Source organism: Cupriavidus sp. SS-3 (assembly GCF_035818815.1).
Taxonomy (GTDB): Bacteria; Pseudomonadota; Gammaproteobacteria; order Burkholderiales; family Burkholderiaceae; genus Cupriavidus; species Cupriavidus taiwanensis_C.
In genome coordinates this window covers 81,338-101,856 of sequence record NZ_JAYLVT010000022.1, presented here as the reverse complement: position 1 = coordinate 101,856, position 20,519 = coordinate 81,338, and the positions used below count along the sequence as shown (strand labels likewise).

20 protein-coding genes are annotated in these 20,519 nt (G+C 68.4%); 12 read left to right on the top strand and 8 right to left on the bottom strand.

Features of this window, described 5'->3' with window-relative positions; genetic code table 11:
• Nucleotides 1-220 precede the first annotated feature (220 nt).
• Complete coding sequence (locus U9J39_RS25710) at nucleotides 221-892, bottom strand: response regulator (RefSeq protein ID WP_116314402.1); 672 nt, start codon at nucleotides 890-892, stop codon at nucleotides 221-223.
• Nucleotides 889-2,343: a cache domain-containing protein gene (locus U9J39_RS25705; protein ID WP_326348482.1), complete on the bottom strand. Its 1,455-nt coding sequence runs from the start codon at nucleotides 2,341-2,343 to the stop codon at nucleotides 889-891. The genes U9J39_RS25710 and U9J39_RS25705 overlap by 4 nt, the downstream gene beginning before the upstream one ends.
• Before the next feature lie 570 nt (nucleotides 2,344-2,913).
• Between U9J39_RS25705 and U9J39_RS25700 the strand changes: the two genes are divergently transcribed.
• Entirely contained in the window at nucleotides 2,914-4,926 is a 2,013-nt protein-coding gene (locus U9J39_RS25700) for a hypothetical protein (protein ID WP_240987822.1), read from the top strand.
• Between the two features lie 39 nt (nucleotides 4,927-4,965).
• Here the strand turns inward: U9J39_RS25700 and U9J39_RS25695 are convergent, their stop codons facing one another.
• The 3 genes from U9J39_RS25695 to ampC all read right to left on the bottom strand — a co-directional run bounded on the left by U9J39_RS25695 (nucleotide 4,966) and on the right by ampC (nucleotide 8,600).
• Entirely contained in the window at nucleotides 4,966-6,357 is a 1,392-nt protein-coding gene (locus tag U9J39_RS25695; protein WP_326348481.1) for a YncE family protein, read from the bottom strand.
• Between the two features lie 55 nt (nucleotides 6,358-6,412).
• Nucleotides 6,413-6,850: a CopM family metallochaperone gene (gene copM / locus U9J39_RS25690; protein WP_326348480.1), complete on the bottom strand. Its 438-nt coding sequence runs from the start codon at nucleotides 6,848-6,850 to the stop codon at nucleotides 6,413-6,415.
• 580 nt (nucleotides 6,851-7,430) lie between these two features.
• Nucleotides 7,431-8,600, bottom strand: coding sequence for a class C beta-lactamase (gene ampC / locus U9J39_RS25685; RefSeq protein WP_373429593.1), 1,170 nt, complete (start codon nucleotides 8,598-8,600; stop codon nucleotides 7,431-7,433).
• Nucleotides 8,601-8,815: 215 nt separating this feature from the next.
• Here ampC and phnC point away from each other — a divergent pair, with 215 nt between their 5' ends.
• From phnC to U9J39_RS25665, 4 genes are all read left to right on the top strand, one after another.
• Nucleotides 8,816-9,670, top strand: a complete 855-nt coding sequence (phnC, locus tag U9J39_RS25680) for a phosphonate ABC transporter ATP-binding protein (protein WP_115682978.1) — start codon at nucleotides 8,816-8,818, stop codon at nucleotides 9,668-9,670.
• 50 nt (nucleotides 9,671-9,720) lie between these two features.
• Nucleotides 9,721-10,722: a phosphonate ABC transporter substrate-binding protein gene (gene phnD, locus U9J39_RS25675; RefSeq protein WP_115713291.1), complete on the top strand. Its 1,002-nt coding sequence runs from the start codon at nucleotides 9,721-9,723 to the stop codon at nucleotides 10,720-10,722.
• 103 nt (nucleotides 10,723-10,825) lie between these two features.
• Nucleotides 10,826-11,638 (top strand): phosphonate ABC transporter, permease protein PhnE, encoded by an 813-nt coding sequence (gene phnE / locus U9J39_RS25670; protein ID WP_326348479.1) that lies wholly within the window; start codon nucleotides 10,826-10,828, stop codon nucleotides 11,636-11,638.
• Nucleotides 11,639-11,643: 5 nt separating this feature from the next.
• A complete protein-coding gene (locus U9J39_RS25665; protein ID WP_115713293.1) occupies nucleotides 11,644-12,105 on the top strand; it encodes a GNAT family N-acetyltransferase in 462 nt (153 codons plus the stop codon).
• Nucleotides 12,106-12,107: 2 nt separating this feature from the next.
• Here U9J39_RS25665 and phnN read toward each other — a convergent pair whose 3' ends face one another.
• The 3 genes from phnN to phnF form a co-directional block, all read right to left on the bottom strand.
• Entirely contained in the window at nucleotides 12,108-12,698 is a 591-nt protein-coding gene (gene phnN, locus U9J39_RS25660) for a phosphonate metabolism protein/1,5-bisphosphokinase (PRPP-forming) PhnN (RefSeq protein ID WP_115682982.1), read from the bottom strand.
• On the bottom strand, nucleotides 12,695-13,420 hold the full coding sequence (locus tag U9J39_RS25655; RefSeq protein ID WP_326348478.1) for a DUF1045 domain-containing protein: 726 nt from the start codon (nucleotides 13,418-13,420) through the stop codon (nucleotides 12,695-12,697). Before U9J39_RS25655 ends, phnN begins: the two co-directional genes overlap by 4 nt.
• A gap of 126 nt (nucleotides 13,421-13,546) precedes the next feature.
• The gene (gene phnF / locus U9J39_RS25650) at nucleotides 13,547-14,281 is read right to left on the bottom strand and encodes a phosphonate metabolism transcriptional regulator PhnF (protein WP_115713296.1); all 735 of its coding nucleotides are present in this window, start codon (nucleotides 14,279-14,281) and stop codon (nucleotides 13,547-13,549) included.
• A 178-nt stretch (nucleotides 14,282-14,459) separates the two neighbouring features.
• Here phnF and phnG point away from each other — a divergent pair, with 178 nt between their 5' ends.
• The 7 genes from phnG to U9J39_RS25615 are packed head-to-tail and all read left to right on the top strand — an operon-like array spanning nucleotide 14,460 to nucleotide 20,419.
• The gene (gene phnG, locus U9J39_RS25645; RefSeq protein WP_115713297.1) at nucleotides 14,460-14,960 is read left to right on the top strand and encodes a phosphonate C-P lyase system protein PhnG; all 501 of its coding nucleotides are present in this window, start codon (nucleotides 14,460-14,462) and stop codon (nucleotides 14,958-14,960) included.
• Between the two features lies 1 nt (nucleotide 14,961).
• The gene (phnH, locus tag U9J39_RS25640; protein WP_116314396.1) at nucleotides 14,962-15,579 is read left to right on the top strand and encodes a phosphonate C-P lyase system protein PhnH; all 618 of its coding nucleotides are present in this window, start codon (nucleotides 14,962-14,964) and stop codon (nucleotides 15,577-15,579) included.
• A 1-nt stretch (nucleotide 15,580) separates the two neighbouring features.
• Nucleotides 15,581-16,759, top strand: coding sequence for a carbon-phosphorus lyase complex subunit PhnI (locus U9J39_RS25635; protein ID WP_326348477.1), 1,179 nt, complete (start codon nucleotides 15,581-15,583; stop codon nucleotides 16,757-16,759).
• Entirely contained in the window at nucleotides 16,756-17,658 is a 903-nt protein-coding gene (locus U9J39_RS25630; protein ID WP_115682988.1) for an alpha-D-ribose 1-methylphosphonate 5-phosphate C-P-lyase PhnJ, read from the top strand. Before U9J39_RS25635 ends, U9J39_RS25630 begins: the two co-directional genes overlap by 4 nt.
• Entirely contained in the window at nucleotides 17,655-18,431 is a 777-nt protein-coding gene (gene phnK, locus U9J39_RS25625) for a phosphonate C-P lyase system protein PhnK (protein WP_116314394.1), read from the top strand. The genes U9J39_RS25630 and phnK overlap by 4 nt, the downstream gene beginning before the upstream one ends.
• Nucleotides 18,432-18,436: 5 nt before the next feature.
• Nucleotides 18,437-19,174 (top strand): phosphonate C-P lyase system protein PhnL, encoded by a 738-nt coding sequence (phnL, locus tag U9J39_RS25620; RefSeq protein WP_116314393.1) that lies wholly within the window; start codon nucleotides 18,437-18,439, stop codon nucleotides 19,172-19,174.
• 27 nt (nucleotides 19,175-19,201) lie between these two features.
• A complete protein-coding gene (locus tag U9J39_RS25615) occupies nucleotides 19,202-20,419 on the top strand; it encodes an alpha-D-ribose 1-methylphosphonate 5-triphosphate diphosphatase (RefSeq protein ID WP_326348476.1) in 1,218 nt (405 codons plus the stop codon).
• The last annotated feature ends 100 nt before the right edge of the window (nucleotides 20,420-20,519 follow it).

Sequence of the window (20,519 nt, the reverse complement as noted above, 5' to 3'; positions counted from 1 at the left end):
CTCTCCCGTTGTGTCCAGCGATCGGCGTATCGACGCATCTGCGTGCCCGGCGCCTCTTCTTCGAAAAAAGTCTACGCAAACAACGGCCGCGACAGCAGCACGACTTTCCCCTACGCAGTAATACAGAGAGCTTGTTCCGCGCCCCACTCATGGTGCGCGCCAGCGCCCTGCCCCGGTGCAACCGCACCAGGCATGGACACAGCGCACGGCTCAGGGGCAATCAGCAGTCCGCGGCCAGGGCCGCGTCGGCGAGCTGGATCGCGTGCAGGTCGGAGAAGTGGACCGCGTACTTCACCAGTTCGGCCCGACCGCCAACCTGCAGCTTGCGGCGCAGGTGCAGCCGGTGGGTTTCGACGGTGCGCACCGAAGTGCCGAGCCGCTCGGCGATCTCCTTGTTGGAGCGGCCCTCGGCCAGCAGCTTCAGCACCGTGGCCTCCTTCGGCGTCAGCGTGCGGCGCGACGACGGTGGCGGCTCGTCGGTCTGCAGGAAGGCCTGCAGTTCGGCGTTGAGGTAGGTGCCGCCGGCGGCGACGGTGCGGATCGCGGTCACCAGCTCGTGCGCGGGCGCTTCCTTGAGGACGTAGGCAGCCACGCCGAGGGCAAAGGCGCGCCGCACATATTCAGGGTCCTTGTGCATCGACAGAGCGATCACGCGCACCGACGGAAAGCGCTCGGCAAAGCGCGAGGCAAGCTGCAGGCCGTTGGCATCGGGCATGTTGATGTCCGACACCACCAGGTCGGGGTCGTGCCGCCCGGCCAGGATGATGGCCTCCTCCACGCTTGCCGCCTCGCCCACCACGGTCATTTCCCCGGTGGCCTCCAGGCGCAGGCGCACGCCGTCCAGCACGAACGGATGGTCATCGACCAGCAGCACACGAAGGTTTGGGGTCATGCGGCAGGCCTCCTGGCGGGGGAATGATGGCCCAGGCGTCGTGCGGGCTGGGTCCTGGTCTGTGTTTCGGGCGCCGGCGCGGGCAGGCGCAGGCGGGCCTCGACGCGCGTGCCGCCGGTGCCGGTGCGCACGGCAAAGTCGCTGCCTTCCAGGCTTTCGATGCGCTCGCGCATATTGCGCAGGCCGATGCCGCCCTTGCCGTCGGCGCGGACCTTGTTCAGGTCGAAGCCGTGGCCGTTGTCCTCGATCGTCAGCGCGACGTGATGCCCGCTGCCGGCCAGCGTGACCTGGACCCGGCCCGCCTGCGCGTGCGTGAGGGCGTTGCTCAAGGCCTCCTGCGCGACCCGGAACAGCGCGGTGCGCTGCGCCTGCGACAGCGCGGGGATGGCCCCCTGCTCGATGAAGCGCACCTCCACGGCGCGCGGCGGGTGCAGCTGCTCGACCAGCATGCGCAGCGCGGCGGCCAGCCCCAGGTCGCTCAGCAAGGCCGGATGCAGCCCGTGCGAGACCCGCCGGATCTCGACCAGCGCTTCCTGCAGCCGGCCCAGGCCCTGTGCCAGCAGTGCTTGCGGCGCGTGGCGACGCGATGGCGGGCGATCCTTGTCCGGGTCCGTGCCGGGGTCCTGTTCCAGATGCACCTGGGCGGTCTCCAGCAGGTACTTGGACGACACCAGCACCTGCACCACGCCATCATGCAGCTCGCGTGCCACGCGGGCGCGCTCCTCTTCCTGCGAGCTCACCACGCGCCGCGCCAGGCGCCGCAGCTTCTCGCCGGAGATGCGCGAGTTGCGCAGGTTCCAGGCCAGGCCGGCCAGGCTGATCAGCATCACGGAGCCGATCGCGAAGGCAGTGAGCCGTATCTGCGTATCGCGCAGCGTGCGCGCGGCGTTGGCATCGAACGCGGCCAGTTCGCGCTCGATGTCGTCCATATAGAGGCCGGCGCCGATCACCCATCCCCATTTGTCGGCGGTCCGCACATACGACATCTTGGGTGCCTCGGTACGCGAGGACGGCTTGATCCAGTTGTAGCGGACAATGCCGCCGCCGGCTTGCGCCTGCCTGATCAGCATCCTGGCCTGGTCGCTGCCGGTATCGGCCGGGTCGCAGAAATCGACCCCGTCGATGCCCATGCTGCCCGGATTCAGCAACACGTTGCCGAGGCGGTCGTAGACGAAGAAGTAGCCGTCATTGCCGAAATGCATGCGCGACAGCGCGGCGAGCGCCTGCTGCTGCAGCGCGGCCTCCTCGCCGCTGCCCTGGGCGATGCGGGTCAGGGTCGCGTGCCCGAGTTCGACGTAGTGGCGCAGCTCCTTTTCCTTGCTGGCCACGTAGACGGCCTGGACCTGTTTGCGGTCCTGCCTGGAATGGCTGACCATCTGGTACGAGACCATCCAGGTCACCAGCAGAAATACCACCAGCATGAAGGCCGCCGACAGGGCGACCGTTCTCATGCGGATCGTCATGGTTTGCACGCGCGGGGGCAGATGGATCATCGCGGGGGCCCAGGGGAGCCAGTCATACTCGGGCTGGCGAACCGACTGCAAGGCCGCCGACGAAAACACCAAGGCGGCGTTGGCGAGGAATGCCGACGCCGCCACGACAAATCGATTCCTCCCAGTTCGATTTATCGAAACCGCCCTGTGCGCGCGTTTTGGTCCTGTGTTTTGGTCCCGCGCTTTGCCAGCCGGTTTCTCGACCCCTGATGCAGCCGGCGAACCAATGGCTCAACCGATATGCATGAGGAAACCTATGTCGTTTTGTGGCAAAAAGCAAGCAGCGTGCCGGAACCGGCAACGCATGATGCAAGCGCGCCGGAACGTCGATTGGGGGGATTACCGATAACAATGCAGACATGGAGTGCAGCCGCGCGAGCCAATGCACCAGAAATATGTGCTGGCGTACTAAGCGGCGGCCGGAAAGCTGCCAAAGTCCAACCTGGCGAATCCTTGCGCCCCACGATTTTCCTTTGCGCCCCATAAAGACCGATGCCTGGGAAACGCTTGCCATCGCACCCCACTGCCATGCTTCGGGCCGTCAACCTGACGCTGGCTCCCTGCGTCGTCATGCTGGCGCTGGCCGGCTGCGAACGCGATCCCGAGCGCCGCACCGCGGCGCCGGTGCCGTCTGGTACCGCATCGGTGGCGGTGGCCGCCAAGCCGGTTCCCGCGCAAGTGCCCGCGGAACGCCCGCCGCCCGCAGCAACAGTACCGGCAGCACCGCCGCGGCCATGGTTCGACGACGTCGTGGATGCCGAAGGCAAGCTGGTGCGGGAAGCCTATCTGGCGATTGCGTCCGATTACAGCAGCGACGAGGCCATCGCCTATCGCTACGGCCCGGCCAATACCAGGCCGGTGGCGGGGGCGCCAACGCACTGGCAGCCGGACGACAAGACCTTCTATCCGCACGGCAATCCCTGCTATCAGAAGGAGTTTCCCAAGTCCGAGCTGGATCACAGCCTTAAGGTCATCTATCAGCTGGGCCAGCTGGATTGCTCCCGCAACGATTACGGCAGCAATATGGGGGATGTCATTTATCGCGCCGATGCGGCACCGGACCCTGGCGTTACCTCGCTGCTGACGCTGGCGCTGAGTGCCGGGACGGTTGCCGAGAAACCGCAGTTGCCGTGGGTTTACGGGCATGTCGCGACCGACCCGCAGCTGAAAAACCATATCGCGGCCAATGGCGGCGAATTGCCAAGGCGCCCGATTGCCATGGGGCGCTGCAGCGAACACGATTGCGCCCAGGCCTTGATCGCGTTCCAGAACGGCCTGATTGCCTCGGTCGGCAGCAATACCGCCTCGCACTCGGCGGCCGTGAAATTGCCCGCGGGCAAGGTGCCTACGGCGATTGCGATCACGACCAACTCGGAATTCGCCCTGGTAACGATCTGGGATACCGTCGCCTTCAAGGGCCAGGTGGCCGTGCTGGCGCTGGGCAGCCTGGCCGATGGCAGCAAGGTCGGCGGGCCCTATGATCCCAGCGCGGGCTCGTGGCCGGGTCTTTACCCCGGCCTGCGCAATATCTCCAACTTCGTCTTTATCAAGCTGCTGGGCTTTATCGACCTGCCCGGCATGGTGGCGCCGACCGACATCTCGGCGGTAACGGATTTTGGCGTGATGCAGGACAACAGCACGCAGGGCTGGCTGATCGACCCGGTCGGCCGCCGCGGCGCCAGCCGGACCAAGACGGAGGTAAACCCGGCCACCAGCAGCGTCAACCAGAAGAGCTTCACGCGCACGGGCATCAACGGCAAGCTGGTGTCCCGGGCCGGCGTGGCGGCGGTGATTTCGAAGTCCGAGAAAAAGGTGATCTTCCTCGACCTGAAGCCGCTGTTCGACAAGGTCAACCGGGCGTACTTCGAAGGCAGCCATGCCGCGCTGCAAGCGACGCTGGCCAACACCGGCCTGGGCGATGCCCAGTGGCCGCCGGTATTTGCCGTGGACAACTACGCGCCGGCCATCGTCAAGTCGGTCCGCCTGCCGCAGAAGCCCACGGCCGTCAGGATCTCGATCCTGCCGATTCCCGGCCGCGCCTGGGTGGCGACGGAGGAAGGCAAGATCCGCGCGTTCTCCGTGGCGGGGCTGCAGTCCGGCCGCAATCCCGACCCGAAGCTGATCGAGGAGATGCTTAGCGTGCAGGTTGGCAAGAATCCCACCAGCATGAAGCACCATGTCAACGTGGGACTGGGCAATTCCAACACCAGGCTGTGGGTGGTATCGCGCGGCGCGCAAAAGATCCAGCTGGTCGACATGGTGGGCCTGACCGTCGAAAAGACGCTGCAGGACTCGCGCATCGTCGACCCCATCACGGTGGACGAGACCCAGCAGAACCCGCTGCTGACCAGCGTGATCACCATTGCGGACTACACCGGCAGGCAGGTGATGAACTACCGTTATGCGCCGATTGCCCTGCAAGGCGGGAATACGCCGTTGCATATCGGCGTCGGCAAGTCGGGCAATGCGCCGTTCGAGTTCGGCGGCGCCTACGACGTGCCCGGCAAGCCGTTCGATTTCACCCAGAGCAATGTGCCGTGAGCACCCTGCCCCGTGCTGCTGCGCTGCTCGTGATCGCGCTCAGGGCGCGCTGACCAGCACCGCGTTGGCCGGGTCCGGCGGCGCGTTGCCCTCCATCACCACCAGCTGCACCGGTGACGGCGCCTGCGGCGACAGCGTCGGCACCACCTCCCGCAGCGGCCCGATCGCGGTGCCGTTGGCCATGCCGGCCGGGTTGGTCCTGAAGCTTGCCACCGGCGTCTTCTGCCCGCCCACGTAGACGCTGTATTGCGTTTGCGGCTTCAGCTTGAACAGCGAGACCTCGAGTGCGTCGACCACGCCCAGGTTGCGCGCCACGACAAAGCCTTTGGCGTCGCCGCCGCGGACCGGCTTGAGCGCAACGTTGAGCGGCTCGGTGTTCGCGCGCGGCACCAGGTTGTCGGTGCCGGCACCGCCGGGCACCGCATTGCTGACATAGACCAGCGCCTGCGGCGCCTGGCCCACCGGCACGCGCGCGATGACGCGGTTGTCGGCGGTGGCGATCACATCCACCGCGTCGCCGTTTTCCAGGCCGACATAGACGCGCGAGCCATCGTCCGCCGCCCAGATGCCATGCGGCAGCGCGCCGACGGGAATGGTCGCGACCAGCGTGGGCGTGGCCTCGGTGGTGAACACCTTCACCACATTCTCGCCACCTACCGTGACATAGGCATGCGTGCCGCGCGCGGTGCGGGCAAAGGCCAGGTGGTTGGTGATAAAGCCGGTATCGAACACGCCCTTCACGGCCAGCTTCCCGGTATCGATGCGTGTGACCTTGCCCACGTCCTTGTGCGTCATCCAGACTTCCTTGAAGTCGGGCGTGAATTGCAGGAAGGGCGAGAACGGGCTGGCCACGTCCAGCCGCTTCACCACCTTGCGGGCCCTGACGTCGATCACGTCGACCACCGGATTGAAGCTGGACACGACGAAGGCCAGCTGGCCCGCCGGGTGGAACAGCACCATGCCCGGTCCCGCGGTGGTCGGGATGCGGCGGGTTTCACGGAACGTGGCGGGATCGATGACCGAGATGTAGTCCTCGCCGCGCACCACCACCCATACCTCCTTGCCATCGGCGGTAAAGAAGCCCTCGTGCGGCGAGCGGCCGATATAGGCGATGCCCTTGACCCGGTTGGTGGCGGTATCGATGAACGCGACCGAGTTGGAGCCATTGGAGATGACGATCAGCGTCCGGTGGTCCGGTGAGAACCCCAGGCCGTGTACGTTGAGTTCGCCCTTGTACAGCGGCGACAGCACGTCGGGCCGTGCATTGCCGAGCCGGATCTGGCCCAGCAGCCGGTTGGCGGCGGGGTCGATCACCGACACGGTGTTGCTGTTCTGGTCCGCGGTATAGACGCGGTCCTGCGGTTGCGGTGCGGCGCTGGCCAGTGGCGCGCCGAGCGAGATGGCGAGGGCGACAAGCGTGTTCTTCTTCATGGCAGTAAGGGAGCTGGATGCGGTTGGCATAAGGCGCGCGACAGAATGGGGCCGGTCAGCGCGGCGACGTGGCCCGGGGCGGCTGGGCCTGATGGCGCTGCAGCCACGCCTGCATCAGCCGTATCTCGTTCTGCTGCTCGGTGATGATGCCCTGCGCCAGGTTGCGCAGCGCCGGATCCTTGCCGTACAGCAGCAGCGCCTTGGCCATGTCGATCGCGCCCTGGTGGTGCGGGATCATCATGGCGACGAAGTCGTGGTCCGGGTCGCCGTTGGTGGGCGCCTGCGTCATGCCGTGGTGCATCACGTTCATGGCGTCGTCGATCAGGGCAGCATAGGGTTTCGCGGTGCTGGCGATGAAGGGCGGAGGTGCCGCCTGGCCCGGGTGCTGGTGCGCGTCCTGGGCCGGCGCGGCCAGGCTGGCGGCCGACAGGCACAGCGCCGCCAAGGCGCGTGCCGCGGTGCCGGCGCCAAGGCGTGAAGAACTTCGTTGCATCGCAGGGTCTCCGGTTGGCCACGAACTGGCGTGGGCCTGGGTCGGGATGGTTTCCTGCGTATACACGTGGGGAGGCTAGACTATTCCGTCACGCGTGAAAAATATTGGTTGTGGTTGGGGTCGGGTGCTTGGCGGGCGCGGCTGTTTCGCCGGCGTAGCCGGCGACCTCCTTTCTGTCCGAGCGACAGAAAGGAGGCAAAGAGCGCGTCGCCTAAGCGGCTGGCTAAGGCGGCGTCGGTTGTTCCAGCGGCGGTGACTTGCGGTCCGGCCGTTGGTGGTTCCACCCTGCTGACGCTACCTGGAAGTGCCTGGCGTTCGGGGTCGGATGGACGAACCCGACTTTAGGTCGGTGGCAGCCCGCTAAGCACGATATTGGTGGGACGCCTTCGGCTGCGCTGCGCGCGCTCCCTATCTCAGGTCTACTGCTCTGGCACGGAGTGCGTCACTGCGCTCGCACGCGCTGTCACTGGCGAGTCCAAAGGACTTTCCCTTCCGCCTGTTTGCTCGCCTCTCCCGCTCGCGGGAGAGGGGCGGGGGAGAGGGCCAGCGCATCCACGAAGTCAACCGCGTCAATCACCCTTCAAGGCTTACCCTCCCCCACCGGCTGTCCGTCCAGATACTGCAGCACCCGGAACGCCGCCTTCACCCGCTCCGCGACCGGATAATTCTTGTTCGCCAGCATCACGATGCCGATGCGCTGCGACGGCACGTAGGCGACATAGGCGCCGAAGCCGTTGGTCGAGCCCGTCTTGTTGACCAGCATGCCGCTGCGCGCCGCCTGCGGCGGCTCCAGCCGCGCCACCGGGTTGGCCTCGAACACCACCTGCGGCGAGCTGCCTGCCAGCACGCTGTCGCGCTGCGCCGGCCACGGGTACATTTCCCACGCCAGCCCCTGCACCATGTCGCCGACCTTGAAGTAACCGGTGCGGGTGGCGGCCAGCGCGCGCTGCAGGGTCTGGTCCAGCCCGCTGCTGTCGATATTCGCCATGACGAAGCGCATCATGTCGGCCGACGTGGTCTTGACGCCGTAGGCCTCGGCATCCAGCACGCCCGGCGTGACGCGGACCGCCTTGCCGCCCCTGGCGTAGCCATAGGCATAGTCCTTCATGCGCGCCTTCGGCACCGTGATGTAGGTGCTGCGCAGCCCGAGCGCGGGGAACAGTGTCTTCTCCATCAGCACGTCGAACGGCTGGCCCATGCTGCGCGCCGCCAGGTAGCCGAACAGGCCGATGCTGGGATTCGAGTATTGCCGGTGGGTACCGGGGGCGTAGCGGGGACGCCAGTCGCGGAAATAGTCGACCATCTTGCCGGTGTCGGTGACGCCCTCCGGAAACTGCAGCGGCAGCCCGCCGGCCGCATACGTGCCCAGGTCCAGCAGGCTGGTCGCGCCCACGCTGCTGCCCGCCAGTTGCGGCAGGTGCTTCGCCGCATTGTCGGTCAGCGACAGGTCGCCGCGGGCTTGCGCATAGGCGGCCAGCGTCGCGGTGAAGGTCTTGCTGACCGAACCGATCTCGAACAGCGTATCGGCGTCGACCTTGCGGGCGCCGGCCCTGGCGGCGACGCCGTAGTGGAAGTCGTACTGCTTGCCGCCGACCGTGACGGTCACGGCCATGCCCGGCACATCGTGCGCCTGCATCACCGGCTGGATTGCCGCGTCGACGACACGCCTGAGCGCGGCCGCATCGACACGCTCGGCAGCATGGGCACCGGCGCCGCAAAGCAGCGCCGCGGCGGCGGCAATGGCTTGCATTGCCTTGTGAAGAGTTTGGTTCATATCAGATCATCTGACCGTGGTGCGCCGGCACACAGCGCAGCCGGCGCGGGAAATAAGCGAGACTTTACCGGCTCCCGGGCCTCGCCCGCCCAAACCTGTGTCCGATGACCGCGCCGGATCGGTCTTCCAGTCATCGTTCTGTCATCCACCCCCGCCAGAATGCGCAGGTCAATCAAGTCAGGGGAGTCGACATGACGCACGCAATTGAAGTCCGCGGCCTGAGCAAATCGTTCCGTGCGGACCGCAAGGCGCTTGACGATGTCACGCTGCAGATCGCACCGGGCGAGATGGTCGCGCTGCTGGGCGCGTCCGGATCCGGCAAGTCTACGCTGCTGCGCCACGTGGCCGGCTTCGTCACCGGCGACGCCGGCGCCGGCGAGATCCTGGTCAACGGCCGCCACGTGCAGCGCAACGGCCGCCTCGCCGGCAACGTACGCCAGGTGCGGCGCGAGATCGGATTCGTGTTCCAGCAGTTCAACCTGGTGGGACGCCTGCCGGTGATCACCAATGTGCTGGTCGGCATGCTGGCGCGTGTACCCAAATGGCGCGGCCTGCTGCGCGCGTTCAGGGCCGACGAAATCCGCAGGGGGCTCGATGCGCTTGCGCAAGTTGGTATAGACGACTATGCCTTTCAGCGTGCCTCGACACTGTCGGGCGGCCAGCAGCAGCGCGCCGCGATTGCGCGCACGCTGGTGCAGAACGCCAGCGTGATCCTGGCCGACGAGCCGATCGCCTCGCTCGATCCCGAATCTTCGCGCCGCGTCATGTCGCTGCTCAGGCAGATCAACCGCACCCGCAAGGTGGCGGTGGTGGTGTCGCTGCACCAGGTGGACGTAGCCATGCGCTACTGCCCGCGCGTGGTTGCATTGCGCCACGGCAAGGTGGTCTATGACGGCCCCTCGGCCGCGCTGACGCCGGCCATGCTGCGCGACCTCTACGGCACTGAAGCGGACGAACTGCTGCGCGATGCCATCCCTGAAGACGACGACAGCGCCGCGCCCATGCCGGCGCCGGCGCTGGTCACGATGAACCTGGCCGCCGCCTGAGCGGTTGGCGCAGCCCCATTCCCCCAAACCGCTTTCCACCGGAGTTGCCCATGCTTCGCAGAACCTTCATCGCCGTCGCGGCCTCGGCCGCGGTTGCCCTCCCCGCCCTGCCTGCCTTCGGCCAGGAGGCAAAAAGCCTGAACATCGGCTTCATCTCGACCGAATCGTCGTCCAACCTGAAGACCGCCTGGCAGCCGCTGATCGACGACCTGAGCAAGACCCTGGGCGTGCCGGTGAAGCCGTTCTTCGCCTCCGACTATGCCGGCATCATCGAAGGCATGCGTTTCAACAAGGTGCAGATCGCGTGGTTTGGCAACAAGTCGGCCATGGAAGCGGTCGACCGCGCCAGCGGCGAGGTGTTTGCGTCGGTGATCGACAAGGACGGCAACCCGGGCTACTGGTCGGTGCTGGTGGTCAACAAGGACAGCGACCTGAAGAGCGTCGAAGACGTGATCAGGCGCGGCAAGGACCTGACCTACGGCGCCGGCGACCCCAACTCCACCTCGGGCACGGCGGTGCCGGGCTTCTACCTGTGGAGCGCCAACAAGGTCGAGCCCAAGACGCTGTTCAAGGCGGTGCGCATCGGCAACCATGAAACCAACCTGCTGTCGGTGCTGAACAAGCAGGTCGACGTGGCCGTCAACAACACCGAGAACATGGAGCGCTACCGCATCAACACGGGCAAGAACGCCTATGAGCAGGTGCGCGTGCTGTGGAAGTCGCCACTGATCCCGGCCGACCCGATGGTCTACCGCAAGGACCTCACGCCCGAACTGAAGAAAAAGATCCAGACCTTCTTCGTCAACTACGGCAAGGGCACCGACGCGGCGCGCGAGAAGCAGGTGCTGGCCGGCCTGACTTACCAGGGCTTCCGCGCCTCGAACGACGCGCAGCTCGTGCCGATCCGCCAGATCGAGCTGGCGCGCGAAAAGGCCAAGATCGAATCCGACACCACGCTGGCCGCCGCCGACAAGGAAAAGCGCCTGTCCGACGTGAGCCGCCGCCTGGCGGAGCTGGACAAGGCCGCCGTCAGCGCCGGCAGCACTCAGTAACCGGTTCGCCGCCACCACACTGTTCGACCTGTCTCACCGGGGCGGCGGCTGTCGCCGCCCGCCTCGCACCGCTTTCCAATCCCCGCTGTATCCGGACCGCTCCATGACCGTCTCCGCCACGCCTGGCCTGCCTCCCACGCCCCGAAGCCATGTGCGCCCGCCGCGCACACCCCTTGCCGTGCCGCTGACCTGGGCGGTGCTGCTGGCCCTGCTGGCCCTGTCCTGGCAAGGCGCCGACATGCGCCCGCTCGACCTGCTGCGCGATTCGGACAACATGGCCAGGTTCGCGGCCGACTTCTTCCCGCCGGATTTCCGCGACTGGCGCCACTACCTCGACGAGATGCTGGTCACCGTGCAGATCGCGCTGTGGGGCACGGCGCTGGCCGTGGTGGTGGCGGTGCCGCTGGGGCTGCTGTCCTCGGCCAATATCGTGCCGGCCTGGGTCTACCAGCCCGCGCGCCGCGTCATGGATGCATGCCGCGCCATCAATGAAATGGTGTTCGCCATGCTGTTCATCGTCGCGGTCGGGCTGGGCCCGTTCGCCGGCGTGCTGGCGATCTGGATCCATACCACCGGGGTGCTGGCCAAGCTGTTTGCCGAAGCGGTCGAAGCCATCGACCCGCGCCCGGTCGAAGGCGTGCGTGCCACCGGCGCCGGTCCGGTCGAGGAAATCGTCTACGGCGTGATTCCGCAGGTGCTGCCGCTGTGGCTGTCGTTCGCGCTGTACCGCTTCGAGTCCAACGTGCGCTCGGCGTCGGTGGTGGGCATCGTCGGCGCCGGCGGCATCGGCACCGTGCTGTGGGAAATCATCCGCAGCTTCCAGTACGGGCAGACCTGCGCGGTGATGATCATCATCATCGTGTTCGTCTCGGCCATCGACATCCTGTCGGCCCAGATCCGCAAGGTGCTGGTCTGAACGCCATGCCGACCACCGAAGTCTCGCTGGCGCTGCGCGAAGTGCGCGGCTCCGACGCGGAGCTGCTGCACCTGTCCGCGCTGCTGGCCGCGATGGACGGCGAGGCGCCGCTGCCGCTGGCCACCATGCGCGAGCGCTATGCCACCATGCGCCGCTATCCGGACTACCGCTGCTACATGATGGTGGGCGCGGACGAGGTGCCGCTCGGCACCTTCAGCCTGCTGGTGTTCCCGGTGATGGTCCACGACGGGCGTCCCGAGGCGATCGTCGAAGCCGTGGTGGTGGCGCCGGCCGCGCGCGGCATGGGCATCGGCAAGGCCATGATGCGCGAGGCGATGCGGCTGGCGCGGGAAGCCGGTGCCGCCAAGCTGGCGCTGTCATCCAGTGCGCGACGCCTGCGCGCCCACCAGTTCTATCGCCAGCTCGGCTTTACCGAGCATGGCATCAGCTTCAGCATCGGGCTCTGAACTCAGGCCTGCCGTGCCGCCGGAGGCGCGGCGCCTACCAGTTGCGCCAGCGCCGCCACCGCGCTTTCCAGCCCGCCGCTGTTGTCGATCTCGACCAGCCGGCATCCCGGCGGCACGGCGAACGCCTGCCGCGCGCGGGCCAGCCGTTTCGCAATCGCATCTTCCGCTTCGCGGCCGCGCTGGCGCAGGCGTGCCGCCAGCACTTCCGGCTGCACCCGCACGTGTACCGCGCACAGCTTCGGGTAGCGTGCCACCGCCTGTGGCAGGTACTCGCGCGAGCCGTTGACGATCACCGTCAGGCCGCGCGCCAGCCACTGCTCGATCTCGATGCCGATGCCGTAGTGCAGGCCGTGGCTGTGCCAGTCCAGCGCCAGGCAGCCCAGCGCGCGGCGGCGGTGGAATTCCTCAGGCGTCAGCGCCACCGAGGCCTCGTTGGCATCGGCGGCCCGGGTGATGTAGCGATGGGCGATGACAATGCGGTGATCCGCGCCCAGGCGCTCGCGCAGCGCGCGCAGCAGCGAGTCCTTGCCGCTGCCGGACGGTCCCATCAGGTAGAACAGGCCGTGTCCGTCGGCCACGGTTGCCGCGCTCATGCGCCGAGATACGCCGCGCCGGCGCCGTCCGCGGTGCTGCCGTCGAAGCCGTAATGGCGGGCGACCACAAAGTCCTCGCCCTGGGCCGGCTGCACGAATACGCTGATGCGGTCCACAAGCAACGGCGCTTGCAGCAGCTTGCCGCTGGCCGCTTCAAGCTGCGCGCTCGCGGCGCGCTGGCTGGCAGCATCGAGCATGCCGGTCAGCGTGATATGGAACACGAAGGTGCCGAACACATACGGGTAGCCCCATGCGTCGAGCATGCGGCGCTCTGCTGCGCTCAGCTGGTCCGGGGTGCGCCTGGCCAGTTCCTGCGCCGAAGGCGGCGCGCGCAAGGGGTCGAAGGCCAGCACGCAGGCGTCGGCCAGCGCCTGCATCGGCGGCGAGCCGCCGGCGGCGAGCGTCCATGCGACAAAACCACGCAGCGCGCGCAGCGCCAGCGGCGCGTCGAACGGCGTTTGCCGGCGCGCAAGATCCCGCGCGGCGGCATCGACCATCGCCGCGTTGGCACCGTCGGCAAGCCGGAATGGCGGCTTCAGGGTGGCATGCAGGCCGTAGTGGGCCGGCGCCTTGATCCACTCGGGCGGCGCCGCGGGCAGGTCGGCGGGCGGAGGCAGCATGGCGCCGGTGTCGGCGTCGCGCCCCAGCCAATGATTGCCGAAGGTGGCCAGCGGGCCGGATGGCGACAGGTAGATGGCGTAGCGGTACGCGGCTTGAGTCATGCGGCAAGGTTACCAGCGGCATCACGCGCGCGCAGGCGCAGACTGCCCCGGTTTGGTGGGGTTGACCGCAGACAGTAGCGCAGGCAGATGACAGCCGGATGTCTAGACCAATCCCGCGCGGCAGCGTCAGTCACGGTCGGACACCGTCAGCTGCACCCAGTCGCCGGCGAAGCGCACCACGCTGTACTGCACCGGGTTGCCGTCGATATCGACGTTCAGCGCCTCGACCTGCAGCACCGGGCGGGTCTTGGGCTGGTTCAGCATCCGCGCCACCGGCGCGCTCGGCATCGCCGCGGTGATGCGCGACCACTTGCGGGTGTAGTCGGCAATGCCGTAATGGGCCAGCGCGCGCGATACGGATTGCCTGGCGCGCAGCACCTCGTCGATGCCGGGAAAGCGCTTGAGGTCGAAGTAGTGCTCGGCCACGTCGATGGTGCGGTCCTCGGCCTTGCCGATCATCTGCGCATGGAGCAGCTCCGCGGTGCGCGCCAGCCCCAGCTGCTTGGCCACCTCCGGCGCGCGCACCACCTGGCTGGCGACGACTTCGGTATGGCCGCGCACGCCCTGCGCCGCCAGGTTCTGCGAGAAGCGCGTACGGCGCCCGATGGCGTAGTCGATCGCGTGCTCCTGCACGAAGGTGCCGCGGCCCTGCTCGATCCGCACCAGCCCGCTCAGCTCCAGCTCGCCCATGGCACGGCGGATGGTATGGCGGTTCACGGCGAAGCGGTTGGCGAGCTCCGGCTCCGGCGGCAATTGCTCGCCCGGCAGGTACAGCTTCTTGCGGATGTCGTCCGCCAGCGCCTCGCCAATCTGGCGCCACACCGCGACGCCCGAACCCCGTTCCACTTCTCGATCAGACATCGTGCGCTGTCCTCTTGTCATCAAGCGTTAACCCATCTCGTGCGATTGTGCCTCAGCCATGCCGCGCTGGCAGCGTGCCCGAGCAATCCCCTGCCCCGTCATGAAACGTTCATTTGGCTGTGGTCTAGTGGCTGCGTGTTCCAGCAACGACATCTAAACGTATAGACGTATAGGGGTGATGATGCAAAGCGAAACCGCGCGGCCGGATGTGCCCGCCGCCCATGCTGCCCGCGCCGCCTGGCTGCGGATCCTGGCCACCGCGCCGACCGATGCGCTCGACGGCGCCTACCAACGGCTTGCGCAAGCGCAGGCCCTGCCCGCCTACCGGCTGCTGCGCAAGCCCGAGGCCGGCATGGCGATGGTGCGGGGCCGCGCGGGCGGCACCGGGGCCCAGTTCAACCTCGGCGAAATCACGGTAACGCGCTGCGCGGTGGTGCTGGAGGATGGCGCCGCCGACGCTGCCGCCGGCGTCGCCTATGTCCAGGGGCGCAGCGTGCGCCATGCCGAGCAGGCCGCGGTGCTGGACGCGCTGCTGCAGCGTCCGGCCTGGCACCAGCGCGTGCAGGACCTGGTGCTCGCACCGCTGGCCGACGCACACGCCAGCCGCGCCGCGCACGCGGCGGCCACCGCCGCGCAGACGCGCGTCGAGTTCTTCACCATGGTCCGCGGAGAAGACTGAGATGCCCGCCGCCCAACCCATGCTGTCCACGCCGGCCGCCGCGCTGCTGCCTGGCTTTAGTGATCCGGTCGATGACGCCCAGCAGGTGTTCCGCGCAGCGCTGCGGGCGTTCGCCCACCCGGGTCAGCTGCAGACGCTGCCGGCCCGCAGCGGCTTGCCCGAGGGCCTGTCGCCGGCGCTGGCCGCGCTGCTGCTGACGCTGGCCGATGCCGATACCCCGGTCTGGCTGCCCGCCGCCGTGCCGGCCGCGGCGCGTGCCTTCCTGCGCTTTCACTGCGGCTGCCGGCTGACGGAAGCGCCCGGCGCCGCGGCCTTCGTCTGCGTGCCGGCCGGCCATGCCATGCCGGCGCTCACGGACTGCGCGCAGGGCGACCCGGCCTTCCCGGACCGCTCGGCCACGCTGCTGGTGGAAGTGGCCTCGCTCACCGACGGCGAGGCCCTGACGCTGCACGGCCCCGGCATCGAGCACACGCAAGCGCTGCGTGTTGCCGGCCTGCCGGCGGGCTTTCGCCCGGCCTGGCGCGCCAACAACGCCGGCTTCCCGCTCGGCGTGGACCTGCTGCTGTGCAGCGGTGACCGGTTCTGCGCGCTGACGCGCACCACCATCGTGGAGGACTGACATGTACGTAGCCGTCAAGGGAGGCGAACGCGCCATCCTCAATTCTTACCGGATGCTCGACGCCTATCGCCGCGGCGACACGGCGGTGCCGGAACTGACGCTGGCACAGATCCGCGAGCAGATGCCGCTGGCGGTGTCGCGCGTGATGGCCGAGGGCTCGCTGTATGACCCGCACCTGGCGGCGCTGGCGCTCAAGCAGGCCGCCGGCGACCAGATCGAGGCCATCTTCCTGCTGCGCGCGTACCGCACCACGCTGGCGCGCTTCGGCTATACGCAGCCGCTCGATACCGGCGCGATGCGCCTGCAGCGCCGGATCTCGTCGACCTTCAAGGACGTGCCGGGCGGCCAGGTGCTGGGGCCCACCTATGACTACACGCAGCGGCTGCTGGATTTCTCGCTCGAAGGCGGCCGCGCGCCGCAGCCTTTGCCCGCTGATCAGGAACCGCTCGCCGCCACGATGCCGCGCGTGACCAGCCTGCTGGAAGCGGACGACCTGGTCGAAGCCGACGCGATTCCCGCCGGCGATCCCGCGCCGCCCGACCTGACGCGCGAGCCGCTGAGCTTTCCCGCCGGCCGCGCCGCGCGCCTGCAGAACCTGGCCCGCGCCGACGAGGGCTTCCTGCTGTCGATGGGTTACTCGACCCAGCGCGGCTACGGCAACTCGCACCCGTTCGCGGCCGAGATCCGCTACGGCACGGCCGAGGTGGAGCTGTTCGTCGAAGAGCTCGGCTTTGCCGTCACCATCGGCGCGATCGAGCTGACCGAATGCCAGATGGTGAGCCAGTTCGCCGGCAATGCCGACGAGGCGCCGCGCTTTACCCGCGGCTACGGGCTGGTGTTCGGCTACAACGAGCGCAAGGCCATGTCGATGGCACTGGCCGACCGCGCCATGCGCGCCGAAGCGCTCGGCGAGGCCGCCGACGCGCCCGCCAACGATATCGAATTCATGCTGTACCACAGCGACAACGTCGAGGCTTCGGGCTTCGTGCAGCACCTGAAGCTGCCGCACTACGTGGATTTCCAGGCCAACCTGGAACTGCTGCGCCGGCTGCGCGCCGAGGGCGCCGACGTGCCGGACAGCGCCATGCCCGCGTCCGTGGCGGCGCCACCGCAGCCGCAGCCGCAGCCGCAAGCGCAACCGCAATCCCAGCCACAGCCGCAAGAGGAGACGCTGGCATGAGCGCCGCCGACACCACCATGGCCGCGGGCATCGCCCGCGACGAGCACTACAACTTCGGCTATCTCGACGAGTCGACCAAGCGCATGCTGCGCCGCGCCTTGCTGAAGGCGGTGGCGATTCCTGGCTACCAGGTGCCGTTCGGCAGCCGCGAGATGCCCTTGCCGTATGGGTGGGGCACCGGCGGCATCCAGGTGACGGCCGCGATCATCGGCAAGGACGACGTGCTCAAGGTGATCGACCAGGGCTCGGACGACACCACCAACGCCATCAATATCCGCCGCTTCTTCGCCCGCGTCACCGGCGTGCCGACCACCGAGCGCACCACCGCGGCCAGCATCGTCCAGACCCGCCACCGGATTCCCGAAACGCCGCTGCGCGCGGGGCAGACCGTGGTGTTCCAGGTGCCGATCCCGGAGCCGCTGCGCTGGCTTGAGCCCAGCGAAGGCGAGACCCGCACCATGCATGCGCTGGCGGAATACGGCGCGATGCACGTCAAGCTGTACGAGGACATCGCGCACCACGGCCACATCGCCACCACCTACGACTACCCCGTGATCGTCAACCAGCGCTACATGATGCGGCCCTCGCCCATCCCCAAGTTCGACAACCCCAAGCTGGACCGCAGCCCGGCGCTGATGCTGTTCGGCGCGGGCCGCGAAAAGCGCGTCTATGCGGTGCCGCCCTACACCGCCGTCAAGAGCCTGGACTTTGCCGACCACCCCTTCACGGTGGAGTCGTGGTCCAACTGCTGCGCGCAGTGCGGCGCCACCGACAGCTACCTGGACGAGATCATCACCGACGACGCCGGCACGCGCCGGTTCGTGTGCTCGGATACCGAGTACTGCGCCGGCCGCCAGGCCGCGCAAGCCGTCGACACCGCTGCCGGAGGTGCGCAATGAGCGCCGCTCCGCTGCTGTCGGTGCGTAACCTCACGCGCACCTGGGACGGCCTGCACGGCTGCCATGACGTCAGTTTCGACCTCTATCCCGGCGAAGTGCTGTGCGTGGTGGGCGAGTCGGGCTCGGGCAAGAGCACGCTGCTGCAGGCGCTGTCGATGCAGGCGCCGGCGCAGCGCGGCACGGTCAGCTATGCCATGCGCGAGTCCGGCCCGACCGACCTGGCCACCCTGTCCAGCGCACGCCTGCGGCTGCTGGCGCGCACCGACTGGGGCTTCGTGCGCCAGCATGCGCGCGACGGCCTGCGCATGCAGGTCAGCGCCGGCGCCAATATCGCCGAACGGCTGATGGCCGTGGGCGAGCGCCACTACGGCAACCTGCGCGAAGTCGCCGGCAACTGGCTGGAAAAGATGGAGATCGACCTGGCGCGGCTGGACGATGTGCCCGGCACCTTTTCCGGCGGCATGCAGCAGCGGCTGCAGATCGCGCGCAACCTGGTCACGCATCCGCGCCTGGTGTTCATGGACGAGCCCACGGCGTCGCTCGACGTGTCGGTGCAGGCGCGGCTGCTGGACCTGCTGCGCCGCCTGGTGGCCGACCTGGACCTGGCCGCGGTGCTGGTTACGCACGACCTGGCGGTGGCCAGGCTGCTGGCGCACCGCACGCTGGTGATGCAGGGCGGGCGCGTGGTCGAGCAGGGCCTGACCGACCAGATCCTCGACGATCCCCAGCATCCGTACACGCAGTTGCTGGTTTCTTCCATCCTGCAAGGCTGAACACGATGCACGCAGAACAAGCACAGAAGCTGGTCGAGGTGCGCGGCCTCGGCAAGATGTTTACGTTGCACAACCAGGGCGGCATCCGCCTGCCGGTGTTGCGCGCGATCGATTTCGATGCCGCGCGCGGTGAATGCCTGGTCCTGTCCGGGCCGTCCGGCACCGGCAAGAGCACGCTGCTGCGCTGCCTGTACGGCAATTACCTTGCCACCGAAGGCAGCATCCGGCTGCGCGACACCAGCGCCGACGGCGCGCCGTGGGTCGAGCTGGGCCAGGCCAGCGAGCAGCGCGTGCTGCAGCTGCGCCGCGACGTAATCGGCTATGTCAGCCAGTTCCTGCGCGCGATCCCGCGCGTGGGCGCGCTCGACGTGGTGGCCGATCCGCTGCGGCAGCGCGGTGCCGACGAGGATGAGGCGCGCGCGCGCGCGGCCGAACTGCTGGCGCGGCTGAACCTGCCACGCCGGCTGTGGGACCTGCCGCCCGCCACCTTCTCGGGCGGCGAGCAGCAGCGCGTCAATATCGCGCGCGGCCTGATCGGCGGCCATCCGATCCTGCTGCTGGACGAGCCCACCGCCTCGCTGGACGCCGACAACCGTGCCGTGGTGGTCGCGCTGATCCGCGCAGCCCTGGCCGAGGGCCGCGCGCTGATCGGCATTTTCCACGACGAAGCCGTGCGCGATGCCGTGGCCACGCGCCTGCTGCCGCTGCACCCCGCTACCGCTACCACCACCGCCCCCGCCTGAACCGAACCGCCCCGAACGGAGCCAGACATGCCTGCGACCTACCTGACCCACGCCACCCTGGTGCTGCCCGACCGCGTGCTGCGCGACAGCGCGCTGCTGCTCGAGGATGGCCGCATCGCGGCGATCGAGCCGGCACCCGCGGCCGTGCCCGCGCACGCCACCGTGGTCGAACTGCATGGCCACACCGTGATGCCCGGCCTGGTGGACGTGCATTGCGACGCGATCGAGAAAGAGGTGGAGCCGCGCGCCAGCGTGCTGTTCCCGCTGGATTTCGCCGTGGCGCAGGTCGACCGCCGCAACGCCGCGGCCGGCATCACCACCCCCTATCACGCGCTGTCTTTCGCCGGCAACCAGTTCGGCGTGCGCAACGTCGACACCGCGGCCACGGTGGTGCGCACCATCGCCGCCTACCGGCAGCACAGCCTGGTCGACAACCGCGTCCATTGCCGCTACGAGGTCGCCGACGCGAGCGCCGTGCCGGTGCTGGAGGCGCTGATGGCCGAAGGCGTGGTCGACCTGCTCTCGGTGATGGACCACTCGCCCGGCCAGGGCCAGTTCAAGACCATGGACGCCTACCTGGCCTACATGATGGGCAACCACGGCATGAGCCGCGACGCGGCCACCGATGCAGCACGGCAGAAAGCCGCGGCGATGGAGGGCGCGCACGAGCGCGTCGACCGGCTGGTGGCCGTGGCGCACGCGCTGGGCATTCCCACCGCCAGCCACGACGACGATTCGCCGCAGCGCATCGCCGCCATGCACGCGCTGGGCGTGCGCATGAGCGAGTTCCCGATCAACCTGGAGACCGCGCAGGCCGCCTGCGCCCGTGCGCTGCCGACCATCCTGGGCGCGCCCAACGTGCTGCGCGGCAAGAGCCAGAGCGGATCGATGCGCGCCATCGATGCGATCCGGGCCGGCGCCGGCAGCATTCTGTGCTCGGACTACCAGCCCTCCACCCTGATCGCCGCCGCGTATGCCGCCGGACGCGAGGCCGGGCTGCCGCTGGACCAGGCGCTGGCGCTGGTCACCGCCCACCCCGCCGATGCCTGCCAGCTGGATGACCGCGGCTGCCTGGCGCCGGGCCTGCGCGCCGACGTGATCGCGGTTTCCGAGGTGGCGGGCCAGCCGATGGTCACGCACACGTGGTCGGGCGGGCGGCTGGTGTTTGCGGCAGGTTATCCGTCGCTGCGGCCCGCCGGCGATGCGGCCGTGCCGCGCCGGACGGCGCTGCGCGAGGTCGCGTGACGGGGCCGGGCGCGGCCATCGAGTCTGCCTCGTATTGCGAATCATTATCATTTGAGAATACAATGCGAGGCTGTTTGTCCGTGCCCGAGTTTTCCGCGCC